The 21,135-nt window shown below is 56.3% G+C and carries 17 protein-coding genes and 1 other annotated feature (1 of these 18 running past the window's edge); of the genes, 2 read left to right on the forward strand and 15 right to left on the reverse strand.

Features of this window, described 5'->3' with window-relative positions; translation table 11 throughout:
- Nucleotides 1-2: 2 nt before the first annotated feature.
- The 3 genes from NQZ67_RS07195 to NQZ67_RS07205 all read right to left on the reverse strand — a co-directional run bounded on the left by NQZ67_RS07195 (nt 3) and on the right by NQZ67_RS07205 (nt 3,722).
- Nucleotides 3-1,079, reverse strand: coding sequence for an efflux RND transporter periplasmic adaptor subunit (locus NQZ67_RS07195; protein ID WP_257444171.1), 1,077 nt, complete (start codon nt 1,077-1,079; stop codon nt 3-5).
- The gene (locus tag NQZ67_RS07200) at nt 1,045-1,806 is read right to left on the reverse strand and encodes an ABC transporter ATP-binding protein (protein ID WP_257444173.1); all 762 of its coding nucleotides are present in this window, start codon (nt 1,804-1,806) and stop codon (nt 1,045-1,047) included. Before NQZ67_RS07200 ends, NQZ67_RS07195 begins: the two co-directional genes overlap by 35 nt.
- Nucleotides 1,807-1,988: 182 nt before the next feature.
- On the reverse strand, nt 1,989-3,722 hold the full coding sequence (locus NQZ67_RS07205; RefSeq protein WP_257444175.1) for a methyl-accepting chemotaxis protein: 1,734 nt from the start codon (nt 3,720-3,722) through the stop codon (nt 1,989-1,991).
- Between the two features lie 134 nt (nt 3,723-3,856).
- Between NQZ67_RS07205 and NQZ67_RS07210 the strand changes: the two genes are divergently transcribed.
- Nucleotides 3,857-4,594 (forward strand): class I SAM-dependent methyltransferase, encoded by a 738-nt coding sequence (locus NQZ67_RS07210; RefSeq protein ID WP_257444177.1) that lies wholly within the window; start codon nt 3,857-3,859, stop codon nt 4,592-4,594.
- Between the two features lie 89 nt (nt 4,595-4,683).
- On the opposite strand, the gene pyrE is transcribed toward NQZ67_RS07210, so the two are convergent.
- From pyrE to lspA, 10 genes are all read right to left on the reverse strand, one after another.
- The gene (gene pyrE / locus NQZ67_RS07215; protein ID WP_306812748.1) at nt 4,684-5,331 is read right to left on the reverse strand and encodes an orotate phosphoribosyltransferase; all 648 of its coding nucleotides are present in this window, start codon (nt 5,329-5,331) and stop codon (nt 4,684-4,686) included.
- On the reverse strand, nt 5,324-6,058 hold the full coding sequence (gene pyrF / locus NQZ67_RS07220) for an orotidine-5'-phosphate decarboxylase (RefSeq protein ID WP_257444178.1): 735 nt from the start codon (nt 6,056-6,058) through the stop codon (nt 5,324-5,326). Before pyrF ends, pyrE begins: the two co-directional genes overlap by 8 nt.
- Before the next feature lie 74 nt (nt 6,059-6,132).
- Complete coding sequence (gene carB, locus NQZ67_RS07225) at nt 6,133-9,351, reverse strand: carbamoyl-phosphate synthase large subunit (RefSeq protein WP_257444180.1); 3,219 nt, start codon at nt 9,349-9,351, stop codon at nt 6,133-6,135.
- Nucleotides 9,338-10,483 (reverse strand): glutamine-hydrolyzing carbamoyl-phosphate synthase small subunit, encoded by a 1,146-nt coding sequence (carA, locus tag NQZ67_RS07230; RefSeq protein WP_257444182.1) that lies wholly within the window; start codon nt 10,481-10,483, stop codon nt 9,338-9,340. Before carA ends, carB begins: the two co-directional genes overlap by 14 nt.
- Before the next feature lie 112 nt (nt 10,484-10,595).
- Nucleotides 10,596-11,882: a dihydroorotase gene (gene pyrC, locus NQZ67_RS07235; protein WP_257444183.1), complete on the reverse strand. Its 1,287-nt coding sequence runs from the start codon at nt 11,880-11,882 to the stop codon at nt 10,596-10,598.
- A 28-nt stretch (nt 11,883-11,910) separates the two neighbouring features.
- A complete protein-coding gene (locus NQZ67_RS07240) occupies nt 11,911-12,810 on the reverse strand; it encodes an aspartate carbamoyltransferase catalytic subunit (RefSeq protein ID WP_257444185.1) in 900 nt (299 codons plus the stop codon).
- 2 nt (nt 12,811-12,812) lie between these two features.
- Complete coding sequence (pyrR, locus tag NQZ67_RS07245) at nt 12,813-13,385, reverse strand: bifunctional pyr operon transcriptional regulator/uracil phosphoribosyltransferase PyrR (RefSeq protein ID WP_257444187.1); 573 nt, start codon at nt 13,383-13,385, stop codon at nt 12,813-12,815.
- A 355-nt stretch (nt 13,386-13,740) separates the two neighbouring features.
- A complete protein-coding gene (locus NQZ67_RS07250; RefSeq protein WP_257444189.1) occupies nt 13,741-14,976 on the reverse strand; it encodes an LL-diaminopimelate aminotransferase in 1,236 nt (411 codons plus the stop codon).
- A gap of 143 nt (nt 14,977-15,119) precedes the next feature.
- Nucleotides 15,120-16,067 carry an RluA family pseudouridine synthase gene (locus tag NQZ67_RS07255; protein WP_257444191.1) on the reverse strand — a complete coding sequence of 316 codons (948 nt, stop codon included), beginning with the start codon at nt 16,065-16,067 and terminating at the stop codon, nt 15,120-15,122.
- The gene (lspA, locus tag NQZ67_RS07260) at nt 16,045-16,596 is read right to left on the reverse strand and encodes a signal peptidase II (RefSeq protein ID WP_257444193.1); all 552 of its coding nucleotides are present in this window, start codon (nt 16,594-16,596) and stop codon (nt 16,045-16,047) included. Before lspA ends, NQZ67_RS07255 begins: the two co-directional genes overlap by 23 nt.
- A gap of 213 nt (nt 16,597-16,809) precedes the next feature.
- Here lspA and NQZ67_RS07265 point away from each other — a divergent pair, with 213 nt between their 5' ends.
- Nucleotides 16,810-17,547, forward strand: coding sequence for a TraR/DksA C4-type zinc finger protein (locus NQZ67_RS07265; RefSeq protein WP_257444195.1), 738 nt, complete (start codon nt 16,810-16,812; stop codon nt 17,545-17,547).
- Here NQZ67_RS07265 and NQZ67_RS07270 read toward each other — a convergent pair.
- Both NQZ67_RS07270 and ileS read right to left on the reverse strand, forming a co-directional pair.
- Entirely contained in the window at nt 17,544-17,879 is a 336-nt protein-coding gene (locus NQZ67_RS07270; RefSeq protein WP_257444566.1) for a DUF5665 domain-containing protein, read from the reverse strand. The two genes, NQZ67_RS07265 and NQZ67_RS07270, sit on opposite strands and share 4 nt — an antisense overlap.
- A gap of 87 nt (nt 17,880-17,966) precedes the next feature.
- A complete protein-coding gene (gene ileS, locus NQZ67_RS07275; protein ID WP_257444197.1) occupies nt 17,967-21,059 on the reverse strand; it encodes an isoleucine--tRNA ligase in 3,093 nt (1,030 codons plus the stop codon).
- Nucleotides 21,060-21,112: 53 nt separating this feature from the next.
- Nucleotides 21,113-21,135: a binding site (T-box leader), on the reverse strand; it runs 283 nt beyond the window's last position.

A 21,135-nucleotide genomic window follows, 5' to 3' on the forward strand; every position in this document is an offset into this window, starting at 1 on the left:
GGCTATCGACCTACGACTTTCTGTCCCGGCTCGAGTCCCGCCAATATTTCAATATCGGTCGCGGTTTGTTGGCCGACCTCCACGTCCACCTCGCGCTTGCCTTCTTCGTCGATAACTTGAACATAAGTGCGGGAACCGATGCTGCGCAGCGTCGATGGCGGAATGACGACGGCATTCTCCGTCCGTTTCGTAATAATGTTGATGGAGATAGGCGTTCCGCGGTCAAGACCACCCGGCAGCTCCGGCAGATCCACGATCATGAAATCCTCCGGTCTCTCCGGCTTGCTCGGCGCGTTCGGATCGCCGCCGTTCCCTCCGCCGTTCTCCTGCTCCGTCGACTTGATCGGCAGCTGCTCCACTTTGCCCTTGAAGTTCCCGACGTTGCTGATCGTGACGACGGCTTCCATGCCGACGGAGACCTTGGCCAGCTCGGTCTTGGTCAGCTTCGCCGCCGGCGTAATAAGCGCCGTATCGGCTACGATCGCGACCGGGGCGTACGCTTTGACTTGGTCGCCTTTCTGCACGCTGAGCGAGACGATCGTTCCCGCAAACGGCGCGTAGATCGTAGCTTTTGCAATCTCCTCCTCCAGATCCACCAGCTTCTGGCGTTTCTCTTCGAAGGCGATCTGCTTCTCTTCGAATTCGATCGCGTCCATCTCGTCGCGGGTGCGCAGCGTCTGCTTCATTAAATTCTCTTCGCGGCGGAACGCCAATCTCTCGTTGCGCAGCTGCTTCTCGAGATCCTCGACGTCAAGCGCGGCAATCGGATCGCCCGCCTGCACCTCGGCGCCGTTCTTCACGAATACTTCCTTGACGTGTTTGTCGCCAAGCGTAAAAAACATCGTTTCTTCTTCTAGAGAGATCAGCTTGCCGATCACCTGTACCTTGGTCTCCAGCGTCTTCGTCGTCACCTCGTATTCGGGCTTCTTCGAAATTTGCGGCGGCGCGATCTCAGGCAGCTCTTCTTCCGCTTTCTCGTCGGGCAGCAAAGCGCAGCCGCTCGTGAATGCCATCGTCACGCACATAGCGGCAATTAATGAACGTTTAGATAAATTTTCCGTCCACCATTTCATAGACATGGTCGGCAACCTCCAAAATTGTAGGATCGTGTGTAGTCATGCATATAGAGACGTTTTCTGTTCGAATGATATTTTGAAAGACTGCCATAATTTGCGCGGACATGCCGGTATCCAGCTCCGCCGTCGGCTCGTCGGCCAGCAGCAGAATCGGCTTATGGGCAATGGCTTTGGCTATGGCGACGCGCTGCTGCTCCCCGCCGGACAGCTCGAACGGACGATGATGCATCCGCTTCTCGAGACCGACAAGCTCCAGACATTCCGCGACGCGCTCCTTCCACTCCGAACGAGGCGTTCCCGCCATGCGAAGCGACAGCTCCACGTTCTCCCAGGCGGATAATAGAGGCATTAGCGCAAACGCCTGGAATATAAACCCCATATCCTTCCGTCTGACCAGCGTTCTCTCATCGTCGCTCATTCGGCTGAACGGCTGCTTGTTGAACCAGATATCCCCTTTGCTTGGGGTATCCAGGCCGCCTAGGCAGTTCAGCAGCGTTGTCTTGCCCGAGCCCGACCGGCCCTTCAGCATGACGAGCTGCCGCCGCTTCACTTCCATCTGGATGCCCTTCAGCACATGCAGCGTATTGCCGCCGACCGGGAACATTCTCTCGACTTGGTTGACGGTAAGGAGCACTTCGTCCTTATCCGGGCGATCGTCCCTCTCTATGGAATCGACGGACCTACCGTCTGCTTCCCGTTGTTCCGACTCTATCTTTTGTGTCATAGCCATATTTCGTTTCTCTCCCCCCTATCCGGTACACCATCTTCATAATTCTAATCTAAAGACATAGACGGTGCGTAATCGCAAAAAGTTACGGTGAAAATGATTTTGAAAGAAACATTTTTTCAGCGAATCTTCAGCCAGATGATACAAAAGCCCCCGAAGCAAGTTGCCTTGCCCGGGGGCATACCTTATGAAACCTTAACTTTAAAATGCGAAACTGCGCTGCTCAGCTGCTTCACGATCTCATCCAGCTCATTGGCGGACGACGAGATGTTCTCCATCAGCGCCAGCTGCTCTTCCGTGGCGGCCGCGACGCTCTCCGTCTTGCCAAGATTGGCGGCCGCGGTCGAAGCGCTTTGCTCGACGGAGGCGCTCACTTCCTCCGAGCTCGCCGACATTTGCTGCGTGATCGCGGAATTTTCCTGCAACTGCTCCGTCATCTGAACGATAGCCGCCGTAATGGCCGTCAGCTTCTCGTTCACTTCGTTCACCCGCTCGCTCCCCCGTTCGACTTCCACGAGCGTCCGGCTCATGTAAGCGGAAGCGCCCGCGATTTCCCCTTGCGTTAGCGACACAAGACCGTTAATGCTCTCCGCGGATTCGAGAGAGCCGGCCGCCAGCTTGCGGATCTCTCCCGCGACGACGGCGAAGCCCCGCCCATGCTCGCCCGCGCGGGCGGCCTCGATGGACGCGTTCAACGACAAGATATTCGTCTGATTCGAGAAGGCCGTAATGTTCTGGGCGATCGAGCCGATCTCCTGCGAACGATTCTCCAGCATATGAATCGTGGAAGAAAGCTTGCCGATGATCGCTTTGATTTCTTCCATTTGAGAGAGGAGTCGCAGCAGCGCCGCTTGCCCTTGATCCGCCTGCGAAGCCGTCGTCTGGGATTGATCGGCAAGGTCGGACGTATTCTCGGCGATGCGGGTAATTCCGAGCGTCATCTCTTCGATCGCTCTCGACGTCTCTTCCGCGCTTCTCGCCTGCTTCTCGGAGCCGCTCGCCACTTCTTGGATATGGATCGCGACATGCTCGGATGCCGCCGCCGACTCGCCTGCCGATTTGGACAGCTGCGAAGACGAATCCCCGACCTGCTTCGTGCTGCTAACAATACCCGTGACAAGCTTCGACATGCTGTCGATCATATCGTCGGTCGAGCGGGAGATTAGGCCGAGCTCGTCCTTCGAATAACGGCTCTCTCTCTCGGAAGTGAGATCCCCGTCGCCCACAAGCTGCATTTTCCGGACAACGGTGCGAATCGTCCCCATTACGCGAATAATAATGAACGTTACCATTAGGGTCAACAGAATGGATACGGCAATGATTCCGACCAAGACGCTCAGCCGGTTTTTGTTCAGCCGCTCCTCAATACCGGACATCAATTCAGCCGAATGAAGCTCCGCGATTCCGCTAATTTCGTCGATCGCCGAGCGGCCGCCTTCGAACAGCTCGTCCAGCGCCGCGTTCACGGGCACGGATTGTCCGTCGTCCGCCAGCAGGATCGCGTCTTTATACCAATTGCCGAAGTCCGACTCGAAAACCTCGTACAGCTCGGTCGTCGTTTTCCCCGTCTGCTCGCTTGCGGCGGCCATCAATCCTGAAGTCTCCGCCAGCATTTTGGCTTCCGCGACTCTGTCTAATGCTTGCCGGTAGTTCTCGGACAGCTCCGTCAAATTAGCGTTCTTCGCTTCGGCGTCCAGCTTGCCTGTCTCCAGAAGCAGGTACGACATGCTCGCTTGGTACATGTCCCGGTCGGCGTTGAGAATGAGCGATTCGATACGGCTCATCTTATCCACTACATCCGTTTTCATTTCGTTGTAAACCGATTTTTGTTCCCCAAGCTGAAAAATGCCCGTTCCCGCGTAAAACAAAAGAGGTACGGCAGCGAGGAGAATCAATTTGACCCGTAGCGACAATCTCATGAATGTTCACACCTCTCGTTGAGAAAAACACGTATAATCTCATTATCGGAAATAATTTGATGTTGGGAAAGAGCGAAATAGGATTAACGAAAAATAAATATTAATTTTAAGAAAACATACAAAGGAGAAACAAAATGTCAAAGCAAAACAAATACGATGAATCCCCCTTTTTCGAGAGCTACAGTCAAATGCCCCGCTCGGTCGAAGGCCTCCGCGCGGCGGGCGAATGGGAGGAATTCCGCGGCATGCTCCCGAATATGGCGGGACGGCGTGTCCTTGATTTGGGCTGCGGCTACGGATGGCATTGCAGGTATGCGCGCGAACAAGGGGCGAAGTCTGTGCTGGGCATCGATCTATCGGAGAAAATGCTCCTTCGCGCCGCCGAAATGACGAGTGATGAGGGAATCGAATACCGGAGGATGCCGATTGAGGATATCTCGTTCGATAATAGCGAATTCGACGTCGTCATTAGTTCGCTCGCGCTCCATTACGTCAATGACTTCGATCAGCTCTGCCATAAAATCTATCATGCGCTTAGTCCTGGAGGCTCCTTCGTGTTTTCGGTCGAGCATCCGATCTTCACGGCGCTGCCCGGTCAAGATTGGCATTACGGACCGGATGGAGAGAAGCTGCATTGGCCGCTCGACCGCTATCATGACGAAGGCGTGAGGCATACGCGGTTTCTTGGGCATGACGTGACGAAGGTCCATCGCACCGTCTCTTCTTACCTTAATGCGCTCATCGGAGCCGGCTTCCGCGTTGCCGGTTTGTCCGAGCTGAAACCGACGGCGGACATGCTGGAGAAGCACCCGGAATGGCAGACGGAGACGCGAAGACCTATGTTTCTTCTTATTTCCGCTTTACGCGAGTAGTACGACAGCAGCACCCAACAGTTGAACATTCAGAAAAAAGAGTACATTCGCAAAGCCCGCGAATGTACTCTTTGGAATGCCCGCATCGATTATTTGCCGAAGGATTGCGGGTCTTGACGCCATGCTTGGAGCGCCGCTACGTCCGACTGCTCGACTTTGCCCAGCTGCACGGCCGTCTCGATCAGTGCCGAGTAGTTCGACAGCGTCTCCAGCTGGAAGCCCTCGTCCTTAAACGATTGCGTGGCGCTTTCGAATTGATAGGTGAAGATCGCCAGCACGGCGCTAACCTCTGCCCCCGCTTCTCTTACGGCCTGAGCCGCTTTCAGCGAGCTGCCGCCCGTGGAGATGAGATCCTCGATGACGATGACCTTCTGTCCCGGCGCGATTTTTCCCTCGATTTGGTTCTGCTTGCCGTGACCTTTCGCTTTATCGCGAATATAGGCCATCGGAAGGTTCAGCTTCTGAGCCACCCATGCGGCATGCGGAATGCCTGCCGTCGAAGTGCCCGCAATCACTTCAGCATCCGGGAACCGCTCGCGGATAATGGTCGCGAATCCTTCCGCGACCAGATCGCGGATTTCCGGGTAGGACATCGTCAGGCGATTGTCGCAATAGATCGGCGACTTGAGGCCCGAAGTCCATGTGAAGGGCTCGTTCGGCCGGAGCGCGACAGCGCCGATTTCCAGCAGGCTTTTGGCAATTTCATTCGGCAAATTCGATAACGTCAGATTACTCAAAAGATATCAGCTCCTCGATAATAGATTCAAGCGAATGGCGCGGACTTGGCGCAGCCGTTATGGGGCGGCCGATGACCATATAATCCGTGCCTTGACGCAAGGCGTCCCCGGGCGTCATGATGCGCGACTGGTCGTTAACGTCCGAGCCGGCGGGACGGATGCCGGGAGTGACGGTCTGGAAGGCTTGTCCGCAAGCTTCCTTGATTGAGGCCACCTCGGAAGGAGACGCAACGACGCCGGATAATCCCACGTCGTTGGCCAGCTTGGCGTATCGGATCACGGCTTCTTCGACGGTTCCCGCGATGCCGATCTGTTCGTTCAATACGGCTTGGCTGGTGCTCGTCAGCTGCGTAACGGCAATGACGGACGGCCTTGCGGTGCCTCCGCTCAGCGCAGCATCCACGCCCTCCAAAGCCGCCTCCATCATGGAGCTTCCACCCGCGGCATGGACATTAAACATATCCACGCCAAGCTTCGTCACGCTGTTCGCTCCGCCTTTGACCGTATTCGGAATGTCGTGCATTTTCACGTCCAGGAATACGTAGTAGCCGCGTTCTTTCAGACTGGCGACGAATCCGGGGCCCGCGGCGTAGAACAGCTGCATGCCTACTTTCATATAACAGGGAATGCCTTTCAATTCCTCGATCAGCTTCTCGGCGGCGGCGGCATCCGGATAATCGAGCGCCACCATCACTCGGCGGGCCGCCTCTTCTCTTGTCAATCGCACAGCAATCCCTCCTTTTCTACAGTCTTGACATGACTTGACGCTTCCACTTGGAAGCGTCAAGGTTGTTTTGTTTATTATTTTTGAAGGACCGGCATCGCATGCGAGGAGAAGTTGATCGTCTCCATCATGTTGAGCAGCGCGCGAACCGTATCCAGAGACGTCATGCACACAACGCCGTTCTCGACCGCTTCACGGCGGATGCGGAAGCCGTCGCGCTCCGGCGTCTTGCCTTTCGTCAGCGTATTGACGACGAACTGAGCTTTGCCTTCGCGGACAAGATCCAGAATGTTCGGCGAGCCTTCGCTCAGCTTGTTCACGCGGGTCACGTACAGGCCGGCTGCTTCAAGCGCGTCCGCCGTGCCGCCGGTCGCGATGATTTTGTAGCCGATGTTGTAGAAGCCGCGCAGCAGCTCCGTCGCTTCCGCTTTGTCTTTATCGGCAACCGTAGCTACGATCGTGCCCGATGTCGGAATCTTCATGCCTGCGCCGATCAATCCTTTGTACAGCGCTTTGGCGAACTGAACGTCGCGTCCCATAACCTCGCCCGTCGATTTCATCTCCGGAGTCAGGGTAGGGTCTACGCGGCGCAGCTTCGCGAACGAGAACACCGGCACTTTGACAGAGACGTATTCGTCTTCTTGCCACAATCCGCTCGTATAACCGAGATCCGCCAGCTTCGTGCCGAGAATCGCCTTCGTGGCCAAGTTCGCCATCGGCAGGTTCGTTACTTTGCTGAGGAACGGAACCGTACGCGAGGAGCGAGGGTTAACCTCGATCACGTATACCTGATCGTTGTGGATTACGTACTGGATGTTGACCAGACCGATGACTTTCAATTCCTTCGCGATCTTCACCGTAATATCCACGATTTGATCCTTAATCTCTTGCGACAAGGATTGCGGCGGATATACCGCGATGGAGTCGCCGGAGTGAACGCCCGCGCGCTCGATATGCTCCATGATGCCCGGGATCAGAACCGTCTCGCCGTCGCAGATCGCGTCGACCTCCGCTTCCTTGCCCAGCATGTAGCGGTCGATCAGAACGGGATGCTCCGGATTGATCTTCACGGCGACTTCCATGTAGCTCAGCAGCTCCTGGTCGGAGTAGACGATTTCCATCGCCCGGCCGCCAAGGACGTACGAAGGACGAACCAGCACCGGGTAGCCGAGTCTTTGCGCCGTAACAACGGCTTCGTCGACCGAAGTGACCGTGCTGCCTTCCGGCTGCGCGATGTTCAGGCTGCGGAGCAGCGCTTCGAACTTCTTGCGATCCTCTGCCGCGTCGATGCTCTCCAGGCTGGAGCCCAGGATGCGCACGCCTGCTTTGGCAAGCGGCGCCGCAAGGTTGATCGCGGTTTGGCCGCCGAATTGCACGATAACCCCGATCGGATTTTCTTGCTCGATCACGTTCATGACATCTTCGAAGAACAACGGCTCGAAGTACAAGCGGTCGGACGTGCTGAAGTCCGTCGACACCGTCTCCGGGTTGTTATTAATAATAACCGCTTCGTAGCCTGCGTTTTGGATCGCCCATACCGCGTGCACGGTCGAGTAGTCGAACTCGATGCCTTGGCCGATACGGATCGGACCGGAGCCAAGCACGAGCACCTTCTGCTTCGTCGTTTCGGTGACTTCGTTTTCTACCTCGTAAGTCGAGTAGTAGTAAGGCGTCGACGCTTCGAATTCAGCCGCGCAAGTGTCGACCATTTTGTAAACCGGCTTCAGGTTGTTCTGCAAGCGGAATGCTCGTACGTCGGCTTCCGTCGTGTGGGCTCCATTTGGGAAGCCTTCCTTGCGGATCTCCGCAATGGAGCGGTCGGAGAAGCCTTTGCGTTTCGCCTCGTACAGCGTTTGCGCCGATAGAGTAGCCTCGCTGCGAAGACGGTCTTCGAAGGCTACGATGGACTGGATTTTGTCCAGGAACCACCAATCGATTTTCGTGATGTCCTGCAGCTCTTGCAGGGAGAAGCCGCGGCGGAACGCTTCCGCCACAAGGAACATGCGCTCGTCATCCGGCTTAGCAAGGCGCGTGCGGAGCACGTCCTCGGCAAGGCTCGGCGCTTCCTTCAGGTGAAGACGATGGACGCCGATCTCCAGGGAACGAACCGCTTTGTGGATCGACTCCTCGAATGTCCGTCCGATCGCCATGACTTCTCCTGTTGCCTTCATTTGCGTGCCCAGCTTGCGGTTCGCGTCAACGAACTTATCGAACGGCCAACGCGGGATTTTCGAAACGATGTAATCCAGCGTCGGTTCGAAGCAAGCGTACGTCTGGCCCGTTACCGGGTTCACGAGCTCGTCAAGCGTATAGCCAACCGCGATTTTTGCCGCCATCTTCGCGATTGGGTAGCCCGTCGCTTTGGATGCAAGAGCGGATGAACGGCTTACGCGAGGGTTCACCTCGATGACGTAATATTGATAGCTGTGGGGATCCAGCGCGAACTGCACGTTGCAGCCGCCCTCGATGTTCAGCGCTCTGATGATCTTCAACGAAGCGGAACGCAGCATTTGATATTCGCGGTCGGAGAGCGTCTGGGAAGGCGCCACGACGATGCTGTCGCCGGTATGTACGCCTACCGGGTCGAAGTTCTCCATGTTGCAGACAACGATACAGTTGTCGTTCGCGTCGCGCATTACCTCGTATTCGACTTCCTTCATGCCCGCGATCGATTTCTCGATCAAGCACTGATTGATCGGGCTGTAACGGATGCCGGACGCGACGATTTCGCGAAGCTCTTCTTCGTTCGCGCAGATGCCGCCGCCCGTGCCGCCGAGCGTGTAAGCCGGGCGAACGATGATCGGATAACCGATTTTGTTAGCGAAAGCCACGGCGTCTTCAACCGTCGTGACGATGTCGCTGTCCGGTACCGGCTGCTCCAGCTCGCGCATTAGCTCGCGGAACAAATCGCGGTCTTCCGCCTTCTCGATGGCCGTCAGCTGCGTGCCGAGCAGCTTCACGTTCTCGCGCTCAAGCACGCCTGCGCGCGCCAGCTCAACCGCCATGTTAAGGCCGGTTTGGCCGCCAAGCGTCGGAAGCAAGCCGTCAGGACGCTCCTGGCGGATGATTTGGGAGACAAAATCCAGCGTAATCGGCTCAATGTACACTTTGTCCGCCATGTTCGTATCGGTCATGATCGTAGCCGGGTTGCTGTTGATCAGAACAACCTCATAGCCTTCTTCCTTAAGTGCCTGGCAAGCTTGCGTGCCGGCGTAGTCGAATTCCGCCGCCTGACCGATGACGATCGGGCCGGACCCGATTACGAGAATTTTTTTGAGTTCATTATTTTTGGGCATACTGAAGCTCTCCTTTCAACGTCTCCGACAACACGGCCTGCCGAGGTTTTTGTGGGTTGTTTTTTTTGTGCGCGCGGATCATGTCCAGGAATTCGTCGAATAAGTAGCTGGAGTCGAACGGTCCCGGCGCCGCCTCCGGATGGTACTGCACGGAGAAAGCGGGATACGTCTTATGTTTAAGTCCTTCGATCGTTTTGTCATTGTTGTTGATGTGCGTGACCGTCAGCTGCGTGCCTTCGACCGAGGAATCAACGACTGTGTAGCCGTGATTCTGCGAAGTAATGTAGCAGCGGTTCGTCGCCAGCTCTTTGACCGGATGGTTGCCGCCGCGATGGCCGAACTTCAGCTTGCCGGTGTCGGCGCCGCAAGCGAGAGCGAACAATTGATGACCCAGGCAGATGCCGAAGATCGGATATTCGCCGAGCAGCTCGGAGATCATCTTCACGGCATGCGGAACGTCTTTCGGATCTCCAGGGCCGTTGGACAGCTGGATGCCGTCCGGAGCCAGGCGGCGAATTTCGTCGGCCGTCACATCATGAGGTACGACGACGACGTCGCAGCCGCGCTGCGTCAGCTCGCGCAGAATGCCGCTTTTGGCGCCGAAATCCACCAGCACGATTCTCTCCCGATTGCCCGGGCTGGAGAATACGTGTTTTGTCGACGTGCGGGCGACTTGATCTCTAAGCAGAGGCGATACGTTCAGGCGCTCAGCCAGTTCTTCAACGCGCTCGTTGCCTGTCGTGATCAAGCCTTTCATAGTGCCGTAGTGACGAAGCTTGCGGGTAAGCATGCGCGTATCGATATCATGGATGCCCGGAATGCCGTATTCCTTCAGCAGCTGGCCAAGCGAATATTGAGCGCGCCAGTTGCTCGGTACCGGCTCGTGACGACGTACCACGAACCCGTGAATATAAGGACGAATCGCTTCGAAGTCGTCGCGGGTAATGCCGTAGTTCCCGATAAGCGGGTAAGTCATCGTTACGATCTGCCCGCAGTATGAAGGATCGGACAGAACCTCTTGATAGCCTGTAATCCCCGTATTGAATACAACCTCGCCGATCATCTGCGCCTCCGCGCCGAAGGACAGTCCGGTGAACAACGTTCCGTCTTCCAACAGTAATCTTGCTTGCATCCGTATCACTCCTCTGGTCGTCTTGACTTGCTTTGACCCGTTCCCGCTCTAATCCATATATGCATAATGAGCGGGATGGGCTAATATCTATCGCTTATAAATGAAATTTTCGTTATTCGCTCCATACGACTTTGCCGTTTACGATCGTCGTAACCGGCCAGCCTTTGAGGCTCCAGCCCCCGAAAGGCGTGTTGTTGCTCTTCGACAAGAACGTCTGCGGGTCAACCTTCCGCTCGTTCTCCAGGTCCACGATCGTAATGTCGGCAGGCGCGCCTTGCTCCAGCTTCCCGGACGGGAGCCTGAACACTCTTGCAGGGTCCACCGTCATGCGTTGGAGGAGGAATCCAAGCGTCCACTTACCTGTTTGCACGAACTTCGTGTACAGCAGCGGGAACGCTGTTTCGAACCCGACGATGCCGAATGGCGCCAGATCGACGCCGCGCGCCTTCTCTTCCGCGCTGTGCGGCGCGTGGTCGGTCACGATCATGTCGATCGTCCCGTCCTCGAGGCCCTCGATGACCGCTTGTACGTCGCGCGGCGTGCGAAGAGGCGGATTCATCTTCCAGTTGGCGTCGTCAAGACCCGGAATGTCCTCATCGGACAACAAGAGATGATGCGGGCATACCTCCGCGGTCACTTTGACTCCGATAGACTTCGCGAGTCTGATCAGCCGTACCGACTGTTCCGTGCTGACATGGCATACGTGATAATGAACGCCTGTCGCTTCGGCCAGCAGCACGTCCCTTCCGACATGAATCGCTTCGGATTCGTTCGGAATTCCCTTGATGCCATGCTTGCGGGAGAAGCTGCCTTCCGATGCCCAAGCCCCTTCAACGAGCGAGTCGTCTTCGCAGTGAGCGATAACCGGCATGTCGAGCGATTTCGCAAGCGCCATCGCGTTTTTCATCATTTGGGCGTTCTGAACGCCTACTCCGTCGTCCGTGAAGCCGATGGCTCCAGCTTCCTTCAGCGCGGCGAAGTCCGTCAGCTCCCTGCCGAGCTCGTTCTTCGTAATCGCGGCGTAAGGCAGCACCTTGACGATGCCTTCTCTGGCCGCTTTGTCGAGTACGTACTGCACCGTCTCGGGCTTGTCGATGACCGGCCGGGTGTTCGGCATGCAGGCGATGGTCGTGAATCCGCCCTTGGCCGCCGAACGAGAACCCGTCATGATATCTTCTTTATGTTCGAAGCCCGGATCCCGCAGATGGACGTGCATGTCGATGAAGCCTGCCGATACCAGCTTGCCCTCCGCGTTCACCACTTCCGAGCTGCCTGTATCCACGCTCGTTCCGCCGTCAACGATCTCGGCGATTACGCCGTCGCTTACTCGGATATGTTTGCTTTCCAGCTTGTTCGATTCGTTATTCCAAACGCTGCCGTTCAAAATCCACAATGACATGTAAGATGACCCTCCAGTTTCCGTAGGTTTAGCTTAACGCTCGTTCGATGACGGCCATCCGGATCGGAACGCCGTTCTGCATTTGCGGGAAGATGCGGGATTGCGGATGCTCGACCAGCTCGCCGTCGATCTCGACATTCCGGTTTACCGGCGCCGGATGCATAATGATCGCATGCGGGGAGATGCGGCTCGCTCGTTCCACGGTTAGCCCGTATTGCTCGCGATAGGCTTCGGCCGAGCTCAGCATGCCGCTCTCGTGCCTCTCCAGCTGCACTCTCAGCATCATCACCACATCGGCCCTGAGCGCTTCGTCCATCGTGATGTAAGGAGCGTCCAGCTCGGTCGCCTGCATGTTCGGAGGGGCGCAGAAGCTGACGTTAGCTCCGAATTTGCGCAGCGCGTACAGATTGGAGCGAGCTACGCGGCTGTGAAGAATGTCGCCGATGATGGAAACGTTCAGACCGTTCAGGGAGCCGAATTGCTTGCGCATCGTGTAGAGATCCAGCAGCGCTTGGGTCGGATGTTCGTTATTGCCGTCGCCCGCGTTGACGAGCGGCACTTTGATGGATGCCGCGAGCTCGGCCAGCAGGCCGGTCGGCTTCAGCCGGATGACGCCGACGTCGATGCCCATCGATTCAAGCGTGCGCACCGTGTCGTAGATCGATTCGCCCTTCTCGACGCTGGATGCGGCCGCCGAGAAGTTGATGACTTCCGCTCCGAGCCGTTTCTCCGCCACTTCGAACGAAAATCTCGTTCGGGTGCTGTTCTCGAAAAACATGTTCGCCGCAAACTTTCCTTGCTGGCCGCCATGCACCTTTACGGGATGGTTCTCCCAGTAGGCCGCCCGTTCGAGAATCGATTCGATTTCGTCTTTATCCAAATCCTTTAGTCCGAGCAAACTTCTTTGCTTCAGCTGCGTCAATGTCATCGTTAAGCTTGCCCCCTCTGATGGATGATCGTCACTTCGTCGATTGCGTCGATTTCGCTTAATGATACTTTTATTTGTTCTTGCTTGGAGGTAGGGACGTTCTTGCCGATAAAGTCCGGCCTGATCGGCAGCTCGCGGTGGCCTCTGTCTACCAGCACGGCCAGCTGAATGCTGCGCGGTCTCCCGCAATCCATGAGCGCGTCCATCGCCGCGCGGATCGTCCGTCCGGTGAAGAGCACGTCGTCGAACAGGATGATGACCTTGTCCTTCGTCGTGAACGGAACGCCTTCCAGCTCGCCGAGCGCCGCCGATACTTCCACGTTCGCGACCGCCGATTCCGATCTGTCGTCCCGGTACAGCGTAATGTCGAGCTCACGCACGGGTACGGGCTTGCCTTCGATTTCGGCGATTCTCTCCGCGACGCGGTTAGCCAGATAAATCCCTCTCGTTCGAATGCCGACGATCACGCAATCGTCGATGCCTTTGTTACGCTCGACGATCTCGTGCGCAATCCGGGTTAAAGCTCTTCGAATCGCCGTCTCGTCCATTAGGATCCGATGCTCTTCATCCGCCATTGCCGCTCACCTCTCTTCGCAATTTGGTGACAAAAAAACTCCTTGCGGAGTTCGCAAGGAGTTGTGATTAGTCAAGTATAGAGCAGTCCCGCAGCGCCGTCGCATCTCCGACAAAATTCGCGGAAGGTGCGATGCTGAGGGTAAACCTGTCCTATTCGAGTTATTGACTTGAATTCACGCTACCTTGCCAGCCTCTCGGGACTGAGTTAAAGGTACTAAGCTGTATCATAGGAATTATCCCACGTTGTGCTAAGGAAGTCAATAGCGATATGCGCTATATTTGTAGTCGCTGCTGTTAGTGTGGGCTTATCCTATGCGGCTATGCAAGGATAGCGTTGGTAATCGGCAATAGGGCTTACAGGCTAAGCTTGCGGATCCGCTCGACCGCTTTCTCCGTGTTCTCGCGGCTGCCGAACGCCGTCAGACGGAAGTAGCCTTGACCGCTTTGGCCGAAGCCGACGCCCGGCGTGCCGACGATGTTCGCTTCGGACAGCAATTTGTCGAAGAAGCTCCAGGAATCCATGCCCTTTGGCGTTTTCAGCCAGATGTAAGGCGCGTTAACGCCGCCGAACACCTCGAGACCGATGGATGCCAGACCGTCCCGAATGATGGTTGCGTTCGTCATGTAATATTCAACGAGAGATGCGATTTGCTCCTTGCCTTCCGGCGAATAGATCGCTGCCGCGCCGCGCTGGGTAACGTACGACACGCCGTTGAACTTCGTTGTATGGCGGCGGTTCCACAGGTCGTTGATAATGACGGAGTTGCCGTCCGCGTCCGTGCCTCTCAGCTCGCGCGGCACGACCGTGTACGCGCAGCGCACGCCCGTGAAGCCAGCCGTCTTGGAGAAGCTGCGGAATTCGATCGCGACTTCCTTAGCTCCTTCGATTTCGTAGATGCTGTGCGGCACGTCCTTCTCCTGAATGAATGCTTCGTATGCGGAGTCGAACAGAATGAGGCAGTTGTTCTCGCGGGCGTAGTCGACCCAAACCTTCAGCTCTTCCTTCGTGAGCGTCATGCCCGTCGGGTTGTTCGGGTAGCACAGGTAGATCAGGTCGACCTTGCGGTCCGGCAGGCTCGGCTTGAAGTTGTTCTCCGCCGTGCACTCCAGGTACACGATGTTATCGTAGCGCTTCGTATCCTGGTTGTACTTGCCGGAGCGTCCTGCCATGACGTTCGTGTCCACGTAAACCGGATATACCGGGTCTTGAACCGCAACGATAGCGTCCTGGCTGAAGATTTCTTGGATGTTGCCCACGTCGCATTTCGAGCCGTCGCTGACGAAAACTTCGTTCGAAGCAATGTCGATGCCTAGCGCTTTGTAGTCATTCTCGATGATCGCCTGAATCAGGAAGTCGTATCCCTGCTCGGGACCGTATCCCCGGAATGTGCCCGGCTGTGCCAGCTCGTCCACTGCCGCGTGCATGGCATTCAGAACCGCGTCGGGGAGACCGCGCGTTACGTCGCCGATTCCGAGGCTGATAATTTCGGCGTTCGGGTTTTCCTGAATGAACTTGGTGCGGCGTTTTGCGATTTCGGAAAATAAATAGCTGCCTTGCAGCTCTAAGTAATTTTGATTAATGGCTGTCATTTCGATCACCTTTCGTCCTTAAAATAAGTCGCTTATATTACGTTTAGAATAACGCACTTACGGGACCAACATAATGCAGAATCTGGTCAAAAGTTTGCACTTATTTTCGAAGGGCCGTAACAATAAGAAAAGCCCGCGGTTGCTCACCGCAGGCGTAAACTATTCAGCACATGCTCCATATCGGCCGGAAGCGGAACCTCGAACTGCAGCCTCTCTCCGCTTCTCGGGTGAGTGAACCCGAGAACGGCGGCGTGCAGCGCTTGTCCGTCCAGCGCGACGGTTTTGTTCCGGCCGTAAACCGGATCGCCCGCCATAGGATGCCCGATATATTTCATATGTACGCGTATTTGATGCGTTCTTCCCGTCTCGAGCTGCAGCTCGAGAAGCGTGTAGTCGCCCAGCCGTTCCACAACCTTAAAGTGGGTGACCGCCGGCTTGCTGTTATGCGACGTAACGGTGAACAGCTTGCGGTCGTTCGTATCCCGTCCGATCGGAGCGTCAATCGTTCCCTGGTCATGCGGCACGTTGCCGTGAACAAGCGCAATGTATTTGCGAGTTACGGAATGCTCTTTCAGCTGCTCCGCCAGCGATACGTGGGCCAGATCGTTTTTGGCCGCCATTAGAAGCCCCGTCGTATCCTTGTCGATGCGATGCACGATGCCCGGGCGAAGCAGGCCGTTAATGCCGGACAAATCCTTGCAATGATGCATAAGCGCGTTCACCACCGTGCCCGACGAATGGCCAGGAGCTGGATGAACGACCATCCCGCGAGGTTTGTTGATGACGATGACGTCCGCATCCTCGTAAACGACTTCGAGCGGAATATCCTCGGGCTCGATATCCGCGCTCTCCGCTTCGGGAATCGTAAGCGTAACGCGGTCGCCTTCATTCACCTTGTAATTCGTCTTCACTGCTTGACCGTTCACCTGCGCGGCGCCGGCCTTGATCCATTCCTGGATTTGCGTCCGGGAGACGCCGCCGATATCCAGATGCTCCGCAATAAATTTATCGACGCGGTCCCCGCCCTGTCCCTGAGCGATGATCCATTCCGAGATGTCCGCGTTATCTTCAAACGGTTGGTTGCTGTCCATGCTTATTCTGCTCCTCGTTCTGCTGTTCGTTAATCGTCTGCTGCTCCGATACCTGCGCCTGCTTCCGTTCATCGCGGGCGGCAAGAAGCGTATCCAGCAAGATCAAGCCGACCCCTACAACGATCGCGGAATCCGCCACGTTGAAGATCGGGAATGTATAGCTGCCGAAATTAAATTTGAAGAAATCCACCACTTCGCCAAACCGGACCCGGTCGATAAAGTTGCCGAGCGCTCCGCCCAGCACGAGAGTCAATCCCCAGAACAACGCCGGCTTCCCCGTCTTGCGCACCGAATGGGTGTACCATAGCAATCCGGCGACGATCACGCAGGTAATAATAATGAAGAAGGTCCGCTGCTCCTGCAAAATACCGAATGCCGCTCCCCTGTTGCGATGGGAGGTGATCAGGAAGAAATTGCCGATGACGCTGATTTCGTCCGCGAGGTTCATTTTGGTCGCGACCATCTTCTTCGTAATAAAGTCCACGATAAATACGGCAATCGTAATAAGGTAGTAATAAAGATAACGCATCGGATCACTCCCATTGATTGTTGAATGGCCCCATCCATCCGCGGAGGGCTGGCGCTTCACCTAGTGTAGCATAGGAGGACAGAAGGAAACCAGCTTCGCTCACATGTGCGAAAGCCGGCTTCCATGCATGTCCATACTGAAATCGCCTTTCTCGGCGAAAGCTAATGAAGCAATCATGCTAACATGTAAAGCTGCAAAGGACGGTGCACATATATGTCAATACCGACAAGCTCTCAGCTTGACCTGCTGCGCGCGCGCCTGCAGGACGAACGCCGAGAGATCGAAGCAAGAATCGAGCAAAACGAGCATTTCGGCAAAACCAGTTCGCTTCGCGACGAGACCGGCGAGCTGTCGCCGATCGACAACCATCCCGGCGACCTCGGCACGGAGCTGTTCGAGCGGGAGAAGGACATCTCCCTGCTGGAACAGGAAGAGCTGCATCTTCGCCGCATCGAAACGGCTCTCGAAGCCATGGACAACGGCACCTATGGCGCCTGCGCGACATGCGGCGAGCCCATTCCGTACGAACGGCTGGACGCGGTGCCGGACACGATCTATTGCGTCGAACACTCCCACATTAGCGTTCCCACCCGGCACAGGCCCGTTGAAGAAGAATTCCTCAAGCCGCCTTTCGGCCGCTCCAGCCTGGACGAGCATGAAGACGGGTATAACGGCTTCGACGGGGAGGACGCTTGGCAAATCGTCGAGTCATTCGGCAACGCCGATTCCCCCGCCTATTCCGAGAACCGCGATGTGGCCGACTATGATCATGTCGGCATTGAAGCAACCGAGAACGACGGCTACGTGGAGTCGATCGAAAGCTTCCTCGCCACGGATATTACCGGACGCCATGTCTCCGTCGTGCGCAACCGGGAATATAACCGGTATATGCACAGCGACGAAGGCGATCATGAGCTGGAATACGATGACGAGCTGAACCGTCTCGTCTAATACGTTTTGCCTTCCAATTGAATCTGAACGATTCGAACGATGTCCGCGATGTAATCGCCGATAATCGGCAGATTGAGGGCGCCCAGTATGCGAAGCACGTAGAGAATGGTCGCCGCGAAAAACGTAAAACCGATCGCGATGCCGACACCTCTTGCCGTGCCGGCGAGAAGATTTCTCCATATAAGCGAAAACGGCTTATTCAGAAGATCAACGTATTCCGCGATATGCGTCCTCTCCATCTCCGACGCGATATGCTGCATCCGTTTATCGAGCGCGGCCAACGATTTTTGCAGCGCGTTCAAGTTATTGTCCTTGTCCGACACGATCGACATGATCGCCACCTCCGTTTGCAACAGAGAAGCCCGCTTCCGCCAGCAAGGCGGGCAAGCGGGCTTCTTTCTCATTTCTATACTATATCCTTAACCCTTGACGAAAATCCCAATTTCTTTTTCGCCCAGCTTTACTCTTTCCATACCCGGGGAGGATTCGTATGAAACAGTCTGCAGCAGCACGTTGTCATGCAGGACGTCCGGGAACGCTTCGAGAGCGGTCTTAAGCTCAGCGTCCACATCCAGCACGAGGTCGATCCGTTTTTCGATCGGAAGGTCCAGCTTTTTGCGGGTATCCTGTACGGCGCGGATGACCTCGCGAACCCAACCCTCTTGCTCGAGCGCCGGCGTAATTTCCGTGTTCAGCGCTACGGTCACGCCGCCTCCGGATGCCGACGCGAAGCCGGACTTCGCTTGCTTCTCGACCAATAGCTCGTCGAGCGCGATCGCAAGCTCTTCGCCCTCCGCGCTTGTGAAAGCGAAGTTGCCGCCGGTCACAACCGCTCGAGCTTCGTCAGCCGACAGCGCCTTGAGCGCCCCTTGGATCGGTCCGACGTTTTTGCCGTATTTTTTGCCGGCAACCTTCAGGTTCAGCTTCAAGCTGAAGTCGACGAAGCCGCTGTCCGAATTTTGCACGACGATCGATTTTACGTTGATCTCGTCTTTGATGATCGCCTCGTATTCCGAAAGGTTGAACTCGCGGTCAAGCGATACGATCAGCTCGGACAATGGCTGGCGCGTCTTGATCGACGTTTCGTTGCGCACGTTGCGCGCAAGCTCGACGATGCCTTTGGTGCTGTCCATGTCGCGCTCCAGCTCGGCGTCGATCTTCGACTCGTCCGCGACCGGGAAGTCCGCGAGATGCACGCTTCCGCCGCCGCCCAGATTGCCGTAGACGTCGTCCGCTAGCAGCGGCGTGTACGGAGCGATCAGACGGGACAGCGTCAGAAGCACCCCGCGAAGCGTCTGGTAAGCGGCAACTTTGTCTTCCGACAAGCCGCTCCCCCAGAATCTGTCGCGCGAGCGGCGGATGTACCAGTTGCTCAGCTCATCGACGAACAGCTCGATCGATTTGGCCGGGTTCAGGAAGTCGTTGACTTCGAGACCTTTCGTAACCGATTGGATCAAGCTGTTCAGACGCGATACGATCCAGCGATCCAATTTGTTGCCGGACGGCTTCTCTTCGTGCGCCGCAGGATCGAAGCCGTCGATCGACGCGTACAGTGCGTAGAACGCGTGCGTGTTGACGATGGTATCGATCACCTTGGACTTCGCTTCCCCGACGATGCCGCGCGAGAAGCGTTTGCTGTTCCAAGGCGCGCTGTCGGCAAGCAGCGCCCAGCGGAACGCGTCGGTGCCGTATTCATTGATGATCTCCCATGGATCGATGACGTTGCCCTTGGACTTCGACATCTTCTGGCCGTTCTCGTCGAGAATATGGCCGGTGGAGATGACGGCTTTATAAGGCGCTTTGCCGTTGTACAGCGTAGACACGGCCAGCAGGCTGAAGAACCAGCCGCGCGTTTGGTCGATGCCTTCGCAAATAATATCCGCGGGATATTGCTCCTCGAACGTCTTCTCGTCGCCGAACGGATGATGCTGTTGAGCGAACGGCATCGAGCCGCTGTCGAACCAGACGTCGATCACTTCCGAAGTCCGTCTCATGACCGCGCCTTCGGCGAACGGAGATTTCAGCAGGATGTCATCCACGTACGGCTTGTGGAGCTCGATATCCTCCGGCACGTCGCCAACCGCTCGGGCGCGCAGATCCGCGATGCTTTCCGGCGCGTATTCCTTGCCCGTCGCTTCGCAGACCCAGACGTTAAGCGGCGTTCCCCAGTATCGGTTGCGGCTGATGTTCCAATCCACGAGATCCTCGAGGAATTTGCCGAAGCGGCCCTCGCGGATATGGCCCGGGTACCAGTCTACGCCGCTGTTGTTCGCGATGAGCTGGTCTTTGACCGCCGTCGTTTCGATGAACCAGCTCTCCGTCGCGTAGTAGAGCAGCGGCGATTTGCAGCGCCAGCAGAACGGGTAGCTGTGCTCGTAACGCTCCTTGGAATAGAGCAGGCCTTTCTCGCTTAGCATTTTCACGATATCGACGTCGCAATCCTTCACGAAACGGCCCGCAAGGTCCGTCACTTCCTCCGTGTAGCGGCCTGCGTTGTTCACGACGCTGAGCATGCTGATGCCGTTCTGGCGCGCAACCCTATAGTCGTCTTCGCCGTGCGCCGGCGCGATGTGGACGATGCCCGTACCGCTCGAGTCGCTGACGAAATCGCCCGTGATGACGATATGCCCCTTCTCAATAGGTACGTAACGGAACGGAGGCTCGTATGCGAGGCCCGCAAGCTCGGAGCCCTTCAACGTGGACAGAATTTCGTAGTTTTCCTTCAGCACGTCCTCGGCCAGCGCTTCGGCTACGATGTACACTTCACCGTCCTTCGAGGCTCTCACATATTGGAGATCCGCGTTAACGGCAAGCGCGACGTTCGCAGGCAGCGTCCAAGGGGTTGTCGTCCAAGCGAGAACGAACTCGCCGGAATCCTTCAGCTTGAATTTCGCCGTGGCGCTCAAATCCTTGACGTCTTCATAGCCCTGCGCAACCTCGTGCGAGCTTAGCGTCGTCTGGCAGCAAGGGCAATAAGGACTGACGCGGTGACCGCGATACAGCAGGCCCTTTTTGTGAATCGTCGACAAAATATGCCATACGCTTTCGATATACTCATTTTTGAGCGTAATGTAAGGGTTATCGAGATCCGTCCAGTACGCGATCGCCTCGGTCAACTCGCGCCATTGCTTCTCGTATTCGAATACGCTGTCTTTACATTTTTTCACGAACGCTTCCACGCCGTAATTTTCGATCTCTTGCTTGCCGGAGATGCCAAGCTGCTTCTCCACGCCAAGCTCGACCGGCAGGCCATGCGTATCCCAGCCCGCTTTGCGGACGACGCGGTAGCCCGCCATCGTTTTGTAACGGCAGATAAAATCTTTGATAACCCGGCCCAGCACGTGCCCGATATGCGGGGCGCCGTTCGCAGTCGGCGGACCTTCGTAGAAGACGAAGTTCGGCTTGCCTTCCCGGTTCAGAATCGATTGTTTGAACGTATCCTGCTCTCTCCATTGCTCAAGCACTCTTAGCTCGCGTGCTCGAGCGCGTTCCTTCACATCTACGCGTTGCATGTTCATGTCTCCTTCCAATAGTTCAACAGAAAAAAATAAAGCCCCGTCCCCTGAAAAGGGACGAGGCAAACTCGCG

This window comes from Paenibacillus soyae (genome assembly GCF_024623455.1).
In the GTDB taxonomy this organism is placed as follows: Bacteria; Bacillota; Bacilli; order Paenibacillales; family Paenibacillaceae; genus Pristimantibacillus; species Pristimantibacillus soyae.

What these genes read in the sequence shown, in the direction of transcription:
- NQZ67_RS07195 (WP_257444171.1), bottom strand. Translation starts at nt 1,079, where the DNA reads ATGTCTATGAAATGGTGGACGGAAAATTTATCTAAACGTTCATTAATT.
- NQZ67_RS07200 (WP_257444173.1), bottom strand. Translation starts at nt 1,806, where the DNA reads ATGGCTATGACACAAAAGATAGAGTCGGAACAACGGGAAGCAGACGGT.
- NQZ67_RS07205 (WP_257444175.1), bottom strand. Translation starts at nt 3,722, where the DNA reads ATGAGATTGTCGCTACGGGTCAAATTGATTCTCCTCGCTGCCGTACCT.
- NQZ67_RS07210 (WP_257444177.1), top strand. Translation starts at nt 3,857, where the DNA reads ATGTCAAAGCAAAACAAATACGATGAATCCCCCTTTTTCGAGAGCTAC.
- carB (WP_257444180.1), bottom strand. Translation starts at nt 9,351, where the DNA reads ATGCCCAAAAATAATGAACTCAAAAAAATTCTCGTAATCGGGTCCGGC.
- carA (WP_257444182.1), bottom strand. Translation starts at nt 10,483, where the DNA reads ATGCAAGCAAGATTACTGTTGGAAGACGGAACGTTGTTCACCGGACTG.
- pyrC (WP_257444183.1), bottom strand. Translation starts at nt 11,882, where the DNA reads ATGTCATTGTGGATTTTGAACGGCAGCGTTTGGAATAACGAATCGAAC.
- NQZ67_RS07240 (WP_257444185.1), bottom strand. Translation starts at nt 12,810, where the DNA reads ATGACATTGACGCAGCTGAAGCAAAGAAGTTTGCTCGGACTAAAGGAT.
- pyrR (WP_257444187.1), bottom strand. Translation starts at nt 13,385, where the DNA reads ATGGCGGATGAAGAGCATCGGATCCTAATGGACGAGACGGCGATTCGA.
- NQZ67_RS07250 (WP_257444189.1), bottom strand. Translation starts at nt 14,976, where the DNA reads ATGACAGCCATTAATCAAAATTACTTAGAGCTGCAAGGCAGCTATTTA.
- NQZ67_RS07255 (WP_257444191.1), bottom strand. Translation starts at nt 16,067, where the DNA reads ATGGACAGCAACCAACCGTTTGAAGATAACGCGGACATCTCGGAATGG.
- lspA (WP_257444193.1), bottom strand. Translation starts at nt 16,596, where the DNA reads ATGCGTTATCTTTATTACTACCTTATTACGATTGCCGTATTTATCGTG.
- NQZ67_RS07265 (WP_257444195.1), top strand. Translation starts at nt 16,810, where the DNA reads ATGTCAATACCGACAAGCTCTCAGCTTGACCTGCTGCGCGCGCGCCTG.
- NQZ67_RS07270 (WP_257444566.1), bottom strand. Translation starts at nt 17,879, where the DNA reads ATGTCGATCGTGTCGGACAAGGACAATAACTTGAACGCGCTGCAAAAA.
- ileS (WP_257444197.1), bottom strand. Translation starts at nt 21,059, where the DNA reads ATGCAACGCGTAGATGTGAAGGAACGCGCTCGAGCACGCGAGCTAAGA.